At 48.6% G+C, this 14,514-nt stretch carries 11 protein-coding genes; 4 read left to right on the top strand and 7 right to left on the bottom strand.

What is annotated here, in order from left to right; genetic code table 11:
• Positions 1-243: 243 nt before the first annotated feature.
• On the bottom strand, positions 244-843 hold the full coding sequence (locus tag CR46_RS0101590) for a protein-methionine-sulfoxide reductase heme-binding subunit MsrQ (protein ID WP_030069487.1): 600 nt from the start codon (positions 841-843) through the stop codon (positions 244-246).
• Between the two features lie 141 nt (positions 844-984).
• Positions 985-1,953, bottom strand: coding sequence for a protein-methionine-sulfoxide reductase catalytic subunit MsrP (gene msrP, locus CR46_RS0101585; protein ID WP_030069485.1), 969 nt, complete (start codon positions 1,951-1,953; stop codon positions 985-987).
• Between the two features lie 474 nt (positions 1,954-2,427).
• Here msrP and CR46_RS0101580 point away from each other — a divergent pair, with 474 nt between their 5' ends.
• Positions 2,428-3,408: a cytochrome-c peroxidase gene (locus CR46_RS0101580; protein WP_030069483.1), complete on the top strand. Its 981-nt coding sequence runs from the start codon at positions 2,428-2,430 to the stop codon at positions 3,406-3,408.
• A 73-nt stretch (positions 3,409-3,481) separates the two neighbouring features.
• Here the strand turns inward: CR46_RS0101580 and CR46_RS0101575 are convergent, their stop codons facing one another.
• The 5 genes from CR46_RS0101575 to CR46_RS0101555 form a co-directional block, all read right to left on the bottom strand.
• Positions 3,482-4,474 carry an adenosine deaminase gene (locus CR46_RS0101575; RefSeq protein ID WP_030069481.1) on the bottom strand — a complete coding sequence of 331 codons (993 nt, stop codon included), beginning with the start codon at positions 4,472-4,474 and terminating at the stop codon, positions 3,482-3,484.
• 15 nt (positions 4,475-4,489) lie between these two features.
• Entirely contained in the window at positions 4,490-6,217 is a 1,728-nt protein-coding gene (gene cydC / locus CR46_RS0101570) for a thiol reductant ABC exporter subunit CydC (RefSeq protein ID WP_030069479.1), read from the bottom strand.
• Complete coding sequence (cydD, locus tag CR46_RS0101565) at positions 6,214-7,893, bottom strand: thiol reductant ABC exporter subunit CydD (RefSeq protein ID WP_030069476.1); 1,680 nt, start codon at positions 7,891-7,893, stop codon at positions 6,214-6,216. Before cydD ends, cydC begins: the two co-directional genes overlap by 4 nt.
• Positions 7,894-8,071: 178 nt before the next feature.
• On the bottom strand, positions 8,072-9,487 hold the full coding sequence (locus tag CR46_RS0101560) for a cytochrome ubiquinol oxidase subunit I (RefSeq protein WP_030069474.1): 1,416 nt from the start codon (positions 9,485-9,487) through the stop codon (positions 8,072-8,074).
• Between the two features lie 218 nt (positions 9,488-9,705).
• Positions 9,706-10,680, bottom strand: coding sequence for a calcium/sodium antiporter (locus CR46_RS0101555; protein ID WP_030069472.1), 975 nt, complete (start codon positions 10,678-10,680; stop codon positions 9,706-9,708).
• Between the two features lie 216 nt (positions 10,681-10,896).
• Here CR46_RS0101555 and CR46_RS0101550 point away from each other — a divergent pair, with 216 nt between their 5' ends.
• From CR46_RS0101550 to CR46_RS0101540, 3 genes are read left to right on the top strand one after another with little or no spacing between them, the layout of a single operon-like run.
• Positions 10,897-12,228 (top strand): paraquat-inducible protein A, encoded by a 1,332-nt coding sequence (locus CR46_RS0101550; RefSeq protein WP_035536125.1) that lies wholly within the window; start codon positions 10,897-10,899, stop codon positions 12,226-12,228.
• Positions 12,221-13,903, top strand: coding sequence for an intermembrane transport protein PqiB (pqiB, locus tag CR46_RS0101545; RefSeq protein ID WP_030069467.1), 1,683 nt, complete (start codon positions 12,221-12,223; stop codon positions 13,901-13,903). The genes CR46_RS0101550 and pqiB overlap by 8 nt, the downstream gene beginning before the upstream one ends.
• 13 nt (positions 13,904-13,916) lie before the next feature.
• Positions 13,917-14,504, top strand: coding sequence for a PqiC family protein (locus CR46_RS0101540; RefSeq protein WP_030069465.1), 588 nt, complete (start codon positions 13,917-13,919; stop codon positions 14,502-14,504).
• Positions 14,505-14,514 lie beyond the last annotated feature (10 nt).

Below are 14,514 nucleotides of genomic sequence, written 5' to 3'. Positions count from 1 at the left end.
TTTACATTGTCATGACCGCTTGCCTTGATATTTGGTGATTTATCACCCTCATCGGCAAACGCCCACATGAATTACCTGATCAAATTGTTAAAGAGCTATCGATTGGCGTCGCCGTTCGATGGATGCGTATCATACCGATATTTTTTTCTCGGTCAACCCCTTCTCGGATATTTTAAACACTATGCATTGTTTTTCGCAGTGTTAGGCATCATTCAAGCATTAGCAGCAGAAGCCGCTTGTTCATTACTGACGATGAATTAGAGCGTCAATCAGGCGAAAAACAACCAAAAACGCTAACACCGAACCGAAAACAAACGGCACCAAATAATCGGCACGAGTAAGCTCCCAAAAGTGGTATATACCCAGCCCAGCTGAGAGATAAATAAAGCGATGCAACCAGTGCCATGCCTTCCAACCCATGTGCTGTGGAAACCATTGAAATGATGTTACAGCCAACGGCACCAACAATAGCAACGCTAAAACGCCATATCTGACATAATGTAACGCCCATATATCATGCCAGATCCACTGCCAATCCCAGTATTGATCCCAGCCAAACCAAGTCAGCATATGCACCACCAGCCAAAAAAAAGCCCATAACCCTATTTGTCGCCGCGCTGCCATAACACCACGCCAACCGGTCAATCTGAACGCGGGACTGAACGCAATGGTAATAAGCAGCAAAACCAGGCCTGTTTTACCGGTAAAATGCACTGCTGCTTCGGCAGGGTTAGCTCCCAAACCGCTATTTACCCACAACCAAGCAAAGATGATTCCAGGCGCTATACCTATACAAAGGACAAAGTAGCGAAACAGTAAAACCTTAGATGAATCAAACAACATTAAGAAACCTTCCTCCCGCTACTTTAGGGCATGCTGTAGAGCGGCACGTTCAGCGCCTGCCGATAGAGCATTTCCCATAATCTTGCTGGCATGCCGTCACTGGTTGCGTATTAAAAAATTGCGGAGGTTCGCTTTTTTAAATCAGTAGTGTTTTTGAAGATCCATCCCAGTGTACAACTGGGCTACTTCATCAGCATAGCCATTAAACATTAGCGTTTCTCTGCGCCCACCTTCTCCAATGCGCCGTTCACGCGCCTGTGACCAGCGTGGATGGTCGACCTCTGGGTTTACATTGGCATAAAAACCGTACTCTTCAGGATTTTTAGCCACCCAAGATGGCGTCGGCTTTTCTTCAAGGGCTCGAATCGCCACTACTGACTTGATGCTTTTGAAACCATACTTCCAAGGCACCACCAAGCGCATAGGAGCCCCATTTTGATTGGGCATTTTTTCCCCATACATACCCACCGCGATCATGGTTAAGGGATGCATTGCCTCATCAATTCTTAACGCTTCACGGTAAGGCCAATCAATCATTGAGCGTCGCTGACCACGTAAGTTATCAGGGTCAAAAATGGATTCAAATTCAATGTAATTAGCGCGTGACGTCAACCCATAATGCGTTAGCAAGTTAGCAAGCGGAAAACCTAACCAAGGGATCACCATTGACCATGTTTCAACACAACGAAGGCGGTAAATTCTTTCTTCCAGCATATAGCGACGGAGTATGTCTTCTAAATAGACGCTAGCTGTATTTTCAAACTCGCCTTCAATGCTGACACGCCACGGGTCTGTTTGAAGCTTGTGACCGTACACTTCGGGATCACTTTTACGAACACCAAATTCGTAAAAATTATTGTAAGTCGTTGCATCATTGACTGAAGTTAGCGACTCACCCTCGGCAAAATCTTGATTACTAACGCCTTGCTGTATTTTATCTGCCAATGTTCGCTGCCATGCACTTGCCGTGTTGGGCATTAACATTCCTGGCGCAAAGCTCATGACAGCACCAAATGCAGCACTGTGTTGAAGGAAACGACGGCGATTTTCAAAAACATGTTTGGGAGTGACTTCTGATTCCGCTATTTTTGGATACCTATATCCCTTCATACATAGCCTTCCGAGGTAATAAAGCTAAATTTTTCAAAAGCATCTAGTTGGCAAATAAATATATAAAATGTAGACCGACTCGAATAACAACTAACAACAGGACAAAATAGACTGATAGCCCTCATAAGCACTCTACCGGGGTTATGCCACATCTCAAGACTGTTCGTGAGGGTATAAAATGATCTATGACACAAATTCTTCTAGTGGATGAAAGGCTCCTCAACATTGAATTTCATATGCATCATACACCCAGAACCTTACTAAAATTTTCAGGTATTGCCCTTAGTTTTCATGACCATACTTAATGTAGACATTAAAATACAACCAGTATCTGATCTAGCTCAAGGTTTCCCTTTTTTGACCTGATCACTGGCTTGTTTTTTAACTGAAATTAATCCTTACTAAGGATTAAGGCTAGCTTAACTAGCCAAGCAACTCTCATTAGAGAGTGATTGAGGCAAGGGGGAGATCCATATGAAAAAAATACTACCCGTCGTAGTGGCCGCTGCCGCCATGGTTCCTATCGGCATGGCAACAGCAGATGACGACTTACAAAGCTACAAAGACCGTTTTGAAGCACTACCACACTTGCCGCCGATACCTGCAAATAACTCAATGACGCCCGAAAAAATTGAACTGGGCAATATGCTGTTTTTTGAGCCGCGCATTTCATCTAGTGGCGTCATCAGCTGCGCTACTTGCCATAACCCAGCATTAGGCTGGGCTGACCGTATTCCGCGCGCCACTGGTCATGACGGCCAAGTGGGTGAACGTAACACACCTACCGTACTAAACAGCGGCTTCTTAGGTTCACAATTCTGGGATGGCCGTGAGCCAGACCTAGAGGGTCAAGCATTAGGCCCCATCGAAGCCGACGTTGAAATGGCGATGGACCTTGAGACTGCGCTTGAGCGACTCACCGAATTCGATCTCTATCAGGAAAAATTTGAAGCGGCTTTCCCCAATGACGAAGAGCCGATCAATGCTGATAACTTGGCGCACTCTCTGGCTACATTTCAGCGCACACTAAACACACCAAACTCGCCTTTTGATCGTTACTTGCATGGCGATGCTGAAGCAATAAGCGACGAGGCCAAAGATGGCATGGTTGCTTTCGTTGATAATGGCTGCATCGCTTGTCACCGTGGACCGGCACTGACAGATAGCCAGTTCCATGCTATTCAGGTGCCTGGCTCTACCGACTTAGGCCGCTTTACTGTTACTGGCGAAGAAAGCGACAAATATCGTTTCAGAACGCCCACCTTACGTAATGTTGCGGTTACTTATCCCTACATGAATAACGGCGCTACTGAGACACTGGAAGAAGCTGTTACCATCATGGGACAAGAAATGCTTGGTCGTGAGTTTGATGAAACTACGGTTAATAACATCACTGCGTTTTTGCATACGCTTACCGGCGACATGCCCGATTTTGAAGTGCCAGCCCTTCCATAAACTGGCTGTTATAAACCTTCGCAATTAATCGTAGTGCCTTGAACCCGCCAAGAACTGGCGGGTTCAAGGTACATTAGGCGCTTTCAAGACGATGCATAAGCTCTTTGCGCCGCTGGTCGCTGGTAAAAGCTTCTTCGATAGCATTTCGATTCAGCAAACGGAAGACATCTGCATCCCAACCAAGTGCGTCTGCACAAGCAAGATGGTTAGCTAGCAGCCCGCCACCAAAGTAAGCTGGGTCATCAGAACTAATCGTTACCTTCAACCCCTTTTTAAGCAAATGCGGAAGAGGGTGATTTCGAAGATCATCAACCACTTTTAGACTGACGTTAGAGAGTGGGCAAACCGTTAGTACTATTTGGCTCTCCCTTAGCCGCTCAACCACGATGTCGCTTTCAAGACAACGAACTCCATGGTCAATTCGCTGAACGTCAAGGATATCCAGCGCTTCGGCGATATAGTCAGCAGGTCCCTCCTCTCCTGCATGAGCAACCCGTACTAAGCCAATCTCTTTGGCCCGCTTGAAAAGCGCCTGGAACTTTGCCGGAGGGTTATCACGCTCTGCGCTGTCTAAACCAATAGCATCTATAAACTTCCAGTACGGCGCAGCGTTTTCCAGCACTCGAAGCGCTTCTTCAACAGGACGGTCACGCAAAAAAGCCATAATCATACCGACAGACAAATCAAGCGATGCCTCTGCCTCTTCCTTGGCACGAAGTAAGCCCGCCATCACAACCTCAAGGGGAATGCCACGCTGGAGGTGGGCCTGTGGATCAAAATGCATATCAATATGCACTACCCCTTCCCCACGAGCACATTGGAAATAATCTATCGCCAGGTCATAAAAATCCTGCTCCGTGCGCAGTACATTCATGCCTTGATAGTAAAGATTCAAAAACCCCTGGAGGTCACTAAATTCATAGGCTGCTTTTGCCTCTTTAACCGTCGCATAAGGAAGCTCAATACCATTTCGCTTGGCAAGCTCAAACATTAGCTCAGGCTCAAGAGAGCCTTCGATGTGCAAATGGAGCTCTACCTTAGGGAGCTGGAGAAGAAATTCATGCATACGAGACTCCTAACATTAGGATAAATTATTTCCAATATTATCAAGAGTATCCGTATTTAACTTCCCCTCAGCAAGTCGCCAGTGATAGTTAACGCCGGGCAATAACGCTGGCTCCTCCACCTGGTGAACAAAATAGATCACTGTTCGGCCAATAAGCCAACGATCCAGGGAGTTAGCAATGTGCATGGCTGTTAATGCATCTACTCCAGCAAAGGGTTCGTCTAAAAGCACCACCGCTGGATCGCGCAATAAAACACGAGCCAGAGCCACTCTACGCGCCTGCCCCCCTGAAAGTTGCTGGCCTTTTTCGCCAACTTGGGTCTTAAGCTGCTTTGGCTGCTGCTTTGCCCAATCATCTAGTGCAACTTGAGAGAGAACTTCCCATAGCTGATCATCGCTTGCCTCTGGCTTTGCAATACGAAGATTTGCTGCTAACGAACCATCAAAAAGATCAACCTGCTGCGTGAGCAGCGTAAAATGTTTGGCGCGGCTTTCTACAGTAACGCCTGAAGGCGCACAGCTGGCAACGTAAACCTCTCCCTGTGAAGCCGATATTCTACCCATAATAAGGTTAGCCAACGTTGACTTGCCTGCTCCAGAGATACCCGTTATCACTGCTCGCTCTCCGGCTGGTAAGTGGAATGTAATATCAGACAGCACCGAGTAAGCTGTATCGGGATAACGAAAAGAAACATTATTAAACGCCACTGGATGCCCACGAGAAGCATCAGGCAAAGTCATCGACGGCAACTCACTCACTATAGTAGTTAGTGTATTTAATCGCCGAGCCGCCCCATAGCTGGCACCGGCTTTAAGAAAGGCATTAGGCAGCGAAGTAAAAACCTCATTGATGCCCAGTACTGCGATAACTGCCATAACAACGATGGGCCCTGCTACCTGACCAGCCGCCACGGTGAAGCTGCCTAGCCATAATACGCCAACTACCAACAAACCAGTTACCGCCAATACGAGCGCATTCCCGATGGCCGATTTATAGGCAAGCTGACGCTGATTACTAAGCGCTTGGTCTTCGTGTTGATTAACCCGCATACGATACCAATCGTTGGTCTGGTAGCTCATTAGCTCAGCCGAGGCTTGTACTTGATCAAGCACCAGACGGCGTAACTCGTCTTGATCATTAACCTGCTGATAGCTATTGCCAAAACCAAGCCACGCATAACCAAGCGTTACCATAAGCCATAGCACACTTAATACGGCGGCTATTAAACTGCCCAACAAAGGCAACCAAATAGCGATGAAGCCAGATATAACAAGTATGCTTAACAGACCAGCAACCGGTGGAATTAGCAAACGTAGATACAAGTTATCAAGCGTATCAATATCTGACGTCAAGCGACTTAGCCATTCACTGGCTCGGCGGCGCTTTAGAGCTGCTTCATCCAGTCGTGTTAAATCACTAAACACGCGGTAGCGCAAATCAGCTAACAATGTCAGTACAGTATTATGGTTATAAAGACGCTCCGCGTAACGCGCCACCGTTCGTAACAGTGCAAAAAAACGAATCCCCCCACCAGGAACATAAATATCCAAAGTAGCAGGCAAACCAGCCGCTAGCGCTATGCCGGCCAGCGCACAGGCGGTAATGAACCAACCCGACAGTCCTAATAAGGAAAGCCCTGCCAGCAGCGTTATCCACACCAATAACGCCCCAACAAAAAAACGCAGCCGGCGGCGCAATAATATCAGTAGCCACGGCTTTATATCGCGATAAAGTTGCTTCATACCGCCGCCTCAATAAGCTGACCTGCTTGGCAGATAAAATGGCGATTAGCAACGGCTACCACTGCAGGATGATGTGTTGCAATAACTAGCGTACGACCTTCCTTTGCCCAATCTAACAGCGCTTGAATGACAGCCTGCTCAGTAACAGCATCTAGGCTTGCCGTTGGCTCATCTAACAACACCAGCGGTGCTTCGCTAAGGTATACACGCGCCAATGTAAGGCGTTGCGCTTGACCACCAGACAGGCCAACACCACGCTCGCCTACCTGGCTTTGTAGGCCATCAGGCAACTGTGACAACAGCTCACCCAGCCCCGCTCGTTGCAGTGCTCGGACCATTGACGCTTGATCCGCCTCAGGGGCGGCTAAGCGCAAGTTGTCGGCAAGGCTTCCCTGAATGATGCAAGGGGTTTGATCCAGCCAGGCGACTTGCCCACCATGGCGATAGCGGCATTCGCCGCTGCTGGGCATCATAAAACCAGCCATTAATGCTATAAGGGATGATTTACCGCTCCCCGACTCACCAGTGATCGCCACCACATCACCACGCCATATGGTGGCATCAAGAGCGGCCAATACCGTGGCACGCCCCTCATACCCGATGCCAGCTTGGCAAAGCTCAATGACTGCATCCTCAGCATGCGGCGGCGATGGGGCTGAAGGCACTAGATCTTGTTCGTTAAGTACCGCTACTACACTTTCAGCTGCCCCTAATGCTGCCGCGCGATCATGATAATGTTGGGATAGCGTTCGTAAAGGCTGGAAAAACTCTGGTGCTAGCAGCAAAACGGCTAGCCCAGTAAAGAGGGTTAGAGAAGAAGATGGCCCATAGTCGATATAGCCTAACAGGCCAAAGCCGACATACATTGCTACAACAGCAATTGCTACGGATGCAAAAAACTCAAGCACTGCTGATGATAAAAACGCTAATCGCAGTGTGCGCATACTTAGTCGTCGATAATCATCAGTGGCATACCAAACCTCTTTTTGTGCTGATTTGGTATGGCCAAACAACTGGAGCGTCGTCATTCCCCTGACCCGATCTACAAAGTGGGCTGACAAACGCGAAACGGCCATGAATTGATCACGGTTCAAGCGTTCAGCGCCCATTCCCACCAACGCCATAAAAAGAGGAATAAGCGGCGCTGAAAGCAATAAAAAGAGGGCGACAAGATAGTCCAACCATCCAACAATGCAAAGAATCAGCAACGGTAATGCGACCACAATCCTCATCTGCGGATAAAAACGCGCGAAATAGCCGTCTAACGCTTCAATATGCTCTACCGCCTGAGTCGCTATCGCGCCACTCTGTTGGCGAGTAAGCCAAACTGGCCCAAGCGCCGCTACTTTATTTAACAACTCCTCCCGCGCATGCTGACGGATACGAAGACTTGCCTCTGCACTATTGGCTTCTTGCATTGCTTGAAATAGTGAGCGAAGCAGCACCACCGCCATCAACCCAAGGAAAAAAACGGTTAGCGATGCTGGCGAGCGGCCATGAATAACGAGCTGATCGACGAGCCACGCCAGCCCCACCACAAGTAGCACCGTATGACTACCCGCCAGTACCCCCCATATCGCTGCTAGCGTAAGTTTTTTTTGCTCATGCCGAGCGAGGGAATTCAACCATGAGCGCGAAGTTATCGGCATTACCTGATCTATATTAGATGTCACCATCACGTTAACGGCACTCCTCACTTATGGTCGCGCCTTGCCAAGAATGGATACACCTAAGACAAATACAACCACAGGAGAACGCCTATCAAACCAGACACACTTAGTCATCATGTTTTGCTTCCGTTTCAAATGGACGTGACAGGTATCATCATTAACGTTCGAGCAGACACTCCAATCGTTAACTCCTTGCCGGGTCAACATCCTCATCAAAAGGCGTATGCGCTGCGGAAAAGGGCCGCATCGGACGTTTGAAATTTTCTGACGTAGTTTCCCGCTTATCTTCAGGCAACATACCGTTGCGCACCACGCGTGTGAGGTAATAAATACCAGCGTAAAACACCACCGCATAGACCAGCACATAGCCGACCAACGTAAACAGCGCCATTGGCCCAGTAAGTGACGGCGTTAAACCTTCCGCATGAGTCATAATGCCGTATACCAACCAAGGCGCCCGTCCGGACTCAGTGACAACCCAACCTGCCAGCACTGCCACAAAAGGCATGGGTATCATGCAGACTAATGCTTTCAAGTAGGCCGAATGCTGATACACCCGTCCTTTACGCCGCATAAGTAAACCAACCAGCGCGGTGGCAATCATTAGCAACCCTATTCCCACCATCACACGAAATGCCCAGAACACGATGAGAACCGGTGGCTGCTCATTTGGTGCCACTTCTGTAATACCAGGAATCTCGCCTTCGGGTGAATGAGTAAGAATAATGCTGGCTAGATTTGGAATACCCAGTTCAAAGTGATTTTTTTGTGCTTCCTGATCAGGAATTGCAAACAACAGGAGGGGCACATTCGTTGAGGTTTCCCAATGGCCCTCCATTGCTGCAACTTTTGTTGGCTGATGCTCTAAGGTATTGAGGCCGTGAAAATCACCCACCACAGCCTGCGCCGGGGCGAGAAACAGTAGTAACCATAAACACATCGACAACGCTCGGCGGTTAGCCTCTAGATCGCGACCACGAAGCAAGAACCAAGCACTTACACCAGCCACCACAAAACCGCCGGTTAAAAATGATGCCATAGCCATATGGGCAAAACGGTAGGGGAAGGACGGATTAAAAATTGCCTGTAGCCATGAGGTCACATGAAAGCGGTTATCAATTAACTCCACCCCGGCTGGCGTGTGCATCCAGCTGTTTGCCGACAAAATCCAGAAAGAGGAAATAAAGGTGCCTACCGCTACCATAATGGCTGCAAATAAGTGGACGCCCTGAGGCACTTTACCGCGCCCAAATAACAGCACACCAAGAAAGGCCGCTTCTAAGAAGAAAGCTGTCACAACTTCATAGCTTAATACCGGACCTAGAAAATTTGACGCCGCTTGCGAAAAGTTACTCCAGTTGGTGCCGAACTGAAACGACATGACAATGCCAGACACCACTCCCATGCCAAAGACAACCGCAAACACCTTTGTCCAGAACAGCGATAGACGATCCCAAGCAGGGTTATTGGTTTTGAAGAAAAGCCCATGGAGTAGCGCTATGTAAGAAGCTAGACCAATGGTGAAAACTGGAAAGATCGCGTGAAATGATACTACGAAGGCAAACTGAATTCGTGATAGCACGAGGGGATCAAGTTCCATCACACTCTCCTAAGACCTGAATAAGCATCCCATTACTGGGTCACACAAGCTTAGTTGAGCATCGCTGGTGCTGCTTTTAAGTGCTAAACCTGATGACAGCGACACAGCTCCAAGCTTGGTCATTGAATGTGTTGCAAGTTGACGTTGTGACAAACATTATACACCGCTAGTTCTTTTTACAGACTGTGTCGCATTGACGCAGTAAATTATCGGCGGGGCTAAGACATCACCACAATGCTGACCATATAGCCGGTATAAGCAATAAACATAGAGAACAGCATGCCGCCTTCAATACGGTTTATACGCCGTGGGCGACCGCGCCAAGAAAACGCGAAAAACACCATCATCAAGGTCATGAAGGTCATAACACTCCAATCGCGAATTAACACTTCACGCCCCACTTCAATTGGAGTGATGACGCCGGCAAGGCCTACCACTGCCAAGCTATTAAATAAATTAGAACCGACTACATTACCCAACACCATATCATGCTCTTTGCGCCGTAAAGCGCTAATAGAAGATGCAAGCTCTGGTAAGGATGTTCCTATTGCTACGACGGTTAAGCCAATAATTAAGTCACTAACCCCAAACGCTACCGCTATTTCGACCGCTCCCCACACTAAGATGCGCGAGCTTGCGATCAACAGTATCAACCCAATTAACGTCCACATAATCGCTTTGCCACGCGACATGGCCTTACTATCAAGCGCCTCTGCTACTTCACCGACTAGCGGATCATCTTGCTGTCCCCGTGAACGAACAATACTAACCCCAATAAAGAGCGCCAGCGCACCTAGCAATAAGATGGCTTCTCCGCGAGAAATCCAACCGTCATATAGCATATAACCTGTCAGCAGCATGACACCTATCAACAGTGGCATCTCCTTGCGGATCACGCCGGAATGCACCGCTAAAGGAGCAATCAACGCAACAAAACCTAAAACAAGGCCAATATTTGCGATATTTGAACCGTAGGCGTTACCTACCGCTAAACCAGGATTTCCTTGTATGGCCGCTAACACAGACACCATCATTTCGGGTGCAGAGGTGCCAAAACCAATCACCAGCATGCCAATTAACAAAGGCGATAGCCCTAACCATCGGGAGGTAGCTGCGGCGCCATCAATAAATTTTTCAGCGCTCCATACAAGCAGCACCAAACCCACGACCACAGCAAAAAAAGGCAGCAACATTATTTCATTTCCTTAATAACGTAATGTTAGGCACTATCATCAGGCACCATTGTCGAGGCATCCTTGTCTAACTGGTTGGTTAGGTCAAGTGCTGTTTTAATGGAGCGAAGACACTCCTCGATTTGACAGAAGTATCTGCCCACCGTACTACTTTGGGTTCCTCAACGTATTGAGAATTAGCTGTTGCCTCACTTTCAGTTTATCAAACGACCTTCTATGCGGGTAAACACACCACAGGTCGACCGCCACCCTCCAGAAGCACGCGTTCAGCGTAGACGTTTGCGCGCCTGTCATGAGTGTGACTGGGTTTCAGCACTTCCTCCGCTCGGCTCTGGAGAGAAAGCATCCTGTCCGCGATGCTCGCATGTGCTAGTAAAACGGCATCGCTATCCCGCTCAACGTAGTATGGCGCTCGCGCTTTCTTCCCTGATAGCACTATTTGTAGCCGTGTCATTTCCTTTTGTTAGTTTCAGTGTCAGCGGCATTGGTAATCGTATTGAGCTTTCACAGACGGCGACTACATTGATCGCTTTTCATCAGCCTATTGTCGCTATCGCTGTCATTATGACGATTGTGGTCCTTCCCGCGATTTATCTGATTGGCGTTATCTGGCTTCAGTTTGGTTTGCTTCGAGGCCATCCAATGCCGTTTAGCCGAGACATCGCCCGTTCACTCGCAAGGCTGAACCCATGGATGATGGCAGATGTTTTCATCGTTGGGGCACTGGTTAGTTTGATAAAAATAGCGGGTATGGCACAAATCGAGCTAGGCATCTCCTTCTGGGCGTTCAGCGTGTTTGCCATCCTCTTACTGTTAACGACACAATCCATTGATTCGGATTGGATGTGGTTTTCGTTAGAGAAAGAACCGCTCGCACCAGAAGGTACACGTACAGGTGAAACAGCGGCCAGCCAAGGGATAACCGGCTGTCCAACTTGCGGGCTAATTAATCGCCTTCCTGAGCATGGCAAAGGACGCTGTTTGCGTTGCCATGAAAGGCTCCACCCACGGCTCCCTCATAGTTTACAACGCACCTGGGCTCTTCTTTTTGCAGCCGCGGTGATGTATATACCCGCTAATGTATACCCTATTATGACCACCACCAGTTTAGGACACTCGTCACCGTCAACGATCATCGGTGGGGTCGTACAGCTTATGCAAATGGGTTCTTGGCCAGTGGCTGCTGTTATCTTTGTGGCAAGTGTTATCGTGCCGGTTGGCAAACTTGTCGCTTTAGTTTGGCTTTGTATGGTTATAAAACATAGCAACGAACTTAATGCGCAAAGTCGCACACGGCTTTATCGGCTCACTGAATTTATAGGCCGCTGGTCGATGGTTGACGTATTTGTGGTTGCCATATTGGTCGCCTTGATTCGCGCTGGCTCTCTAATGTCAATTACACCAGGACCTGCAGCGCTCGCCTTCGCTGCCGTTGTTGTACTGACAATGCTGGCTGCTATGACATTTGATCCGCGCTTAATTTGGGATACCCCACCTCCTCGCTCTACTCGCCGTAAAACGGCCACCAAGGAAACTGTTGATGGCTAATGATTCAACACCAAAGAAAGCTGATATTAACGACAACAACAATTTACACCGGGCAAAATCATCGCCCCAAACGCGGCTCTCGCCGATTTGGATTGTACCAATTGTTGCCGTTGTTATTGGGCTATGGCTTGTCTACGACAATTACGCAAGCCGGGGCACGCTCGTTACGCTAACAATGGAAAGTGCAGAAGGCATCGAAGCGGGCAGTACGCTTATTCGAAGCCGAAATGTCGAGATAGGCAGAGTTCAAAATGTTCGCTTATCTGATGATCTTTCCCACGCCGTCATGACCGCCCGTATCCAGCCAGAAGCAGAGGCAATGCTCAGAGAAGATAGCCGATTCTGGGTAGTGAAGCCGCGCATTGGCCGTGAAGGCATCAGCGGCTTGGGCACAGTATTATCTGGTGCTTATATTCAGCTAGAACCAGGACAATCCAATGAGCCTAAACGCGAATTTACGGTAAATGATACACCACCTGTTGCGCCAGCCGGGCAGGCAGGTTTGCAAATCAGCCTGGTCAGCCAGCTAGGTAACTCGCTTCGAATAGGCGACCCTGTTTCTTACCAAGGCTATACCGTTGGACGAGTAGAAGATACTCGGTTTGACGCCAACTCTCGTACCATGCACCACCAAGTATTTATCGAAGAACCTTACGGTCAGTTAGTAACAGATAGCACTCGATTTTGGACATCAAGCGGGGTTGATTTCCAGCTAGATGCCGACGGTGTTCGTGTCAACGTAGAATCCCTTGAAGCATTACTGGGAGGCGGTGTTACGTTTGGCGTGCCAGAAGATTTACCCATGGGGCAACCGGTAGAGCCTAATGCACGCTTTAATCTCTATGCGGATGAAAATACTGCCCGAGAAGGCACTTTTAACCGGTATCTTGAGTATGTGCTGTTGGTCGATGATACCGTTCGCGGCTTATCGAAAGGTGCTCCTGTCGAGTTTCGCGGTGTAAGAATCGGCACGGTTGCGTCCGTACCTTGGAATTTTACCGCACCGCAGCCCGACTCGCGCTCTCAGTTTGCTATCCCAGTACTGATTCGAATTGAGCCTCAGCGATTGGGCATTGAGAATACTGATATCGATATCGAAGAGTGGGACTCACGTTTTAAGCGACTTTTTGGCTTGGGGCTCCGTGCCTCGCTCAAAAATGGCAGCTTATTGACAGGCGCACTTTTTGTTGACCTTAACTTTCAACGCGAACTGGCTGACGAATATGTCGCGGAAACATTTTCCGAGCGAACAGTGTTCCCCACGGTCGCTGGCGGCTTTGCACAGATCCAAGCGCAGGTAACCAGCCTGCTTGAGAAATTAAACGCGCTTGATATTGAGCCACTGCTCACCGGCCTAGACCGAAACTTACAAGCATCTGAAAGCATGCTTAACGAAATACGCCAGGTCAGCACTTCCATCAACCAGCTGCTAAATGACCCAGATACTCAGGCAGTCGGCGGCAACGTTAATGCCACCCTTGAGGAACTGCGTAACACCTTACAAGGTGTTTCACCATCCTCTCCGGCTTACCAAGAATTAACCACCGCTATCCAACGACTGGATCGCTTAATGCGCGACTTACAACCACTTACTCGCACATTAAATGAAAACCCAAGGGCGCTTTTATTCGATAACCTGGATACCCAAGACCCCGTGCCTCGCGCACCACGCTAAGTAGGAGCTTACTATGCGCAATAAGGTAATCCGTTATTTATCACTATTAGGCCTTTGCAGTCTGCTAAGTGCTTGCGCTAGTAGTGTCACACCACCCACTCGCTATATGCTACCCAGCGAAAACGCAGTAAGCTCGCCAAATCAATCGATTGGCACGCTTCAAGTGCGTTCACCACGTTTAGCCCACTATCTAGATGTGGACGGTATCGTCATGCAGCTTGATGACATTACCCTAAATGAAGCCCGCGAACACCAGTGGGCTGAAAGTATTGCTCGCCAATTAGAACGTGCATTACGTGCTCAACTATCCCAAGAGCTTACATCCGTTCAGATCGTTCATGCTGACGGCAATACGCCTGAAGCGCTCACACTGCTGCTTGAAGTTGACCAGTTTCAGGGGCGACACGACGGGCGAGCAGTCACCAGCGGCCAATGGCAGTTACGCAGTGCAGATAACAACCTACTTGCGCTAAAAAGCTTTTCTGCCGAAACCGAACTTCAGCAGGATGGTTACCCTGCCCTGGTGCGCTCGCTTGGCGAAAGCTGGGATAAGGTAGCACTGCAAATTGCCGAAGAGATTCACAAAGGAAATTATTTTTAGATCTAGCTTC

Origin of the sequence: Vreelandella neptunia (assembly GCF_000712975.1) — a bacterium.
In the GTDB taxonomy this organism is placed as follows: Bacteria; Pseudomonadota; Gammaproteobacteria; order Pseudomonadales; family Halomonadaceae; genus Vreelandella; species Vreelandella qaidamensis.
Note: the sequence above shows the minus strand (reverse complement) of the source record. Positions and strands in the feature narration are given on the sequence as shown.

What these genes read in the sequence shown, in the direction of transcription:
- CR46_RS0101590 (WP_030069487.1), bottom strand. Translation starts at nt 843, where the DNA reads ATGTTGTTTGATTCATCTAAGGTTTTACTGTTTCGCTACTTTGTCCTT.
- msrP (WP_030069485.1), bottom strand. Translation starts at nt 1,953, where the DNA reads ATGAAGGGATATAGGTATCCAAAAATAGCGGAATCAGAAGTCACTCCC.
- CR46_RS0101580 (WP_030069483.1), top strand. Translation starts at nt 2,428, where the DNA reads ATGAAAAAAATACTACCCGTCGTAGTGGCCGCTGCCGCCATGGTTCCT.
- CR46_RS0101575 (WP_030069481.1), bottom strand. Translation starts at nt 4,474, where the DNA reads ATGCATGAATTTCTTCTCCAGCTCCCTAAGGTAGAGCTCCATTTGCAC.
- cydC (WP_030069479.1), bottom strand. Translation starts at nt 6,217, where the DNA reads ATGAAGCAACTTTATCGCGATATAAAGCCGTGGCTACTGATATTATTG.
- cydD (WP_030069476.1), bottom strand. Translation starts at nt 7,893, where the DNA reads ATGGTGACATCTAATATAGATCAGGTAATGCCGATAACTTCGCGCTCA.
- CR46_RS0101560 (WP_030069474.1), bottom strand. Translation starts at nt 9,487, where the DNA reads ATGGAACTTGATCCCCTCGTGCTATCACGAATTCAGTTTGCCTTCGTA.
- CR46_RS0101555 (WP_030069472.1), bottom strand. Translation starts at nt 10,680, where the DNA reads ATGTTGCTGCCTTTTTTTGCTGTGGTCGTGGGTTTGGTGCTGCTTGTA.
- CR46_RS0101550 (WP_035536125.1), top strand. Translation starts at nt 10,897, where the DNA reads ATGCGGGTAAACACACCACAGGTCGACCGCCACCCTCCAGAAGCACGC.
- pqiB (WP_030069467.1), top strand. Translation starts at nt 12,221, where the DNA reads ATGGCTAATGATTCAACACCAAAGAAAGCTGATATTAACGACAACAAC.
- CR46_RS0101540 (WP_030069465.1), top strand. Translation starts at nt 13,917, where the DNA reads ATGCGCAATAAGGTAATCCGTTATTTATCACTATTAGGCCTTTGCAGT.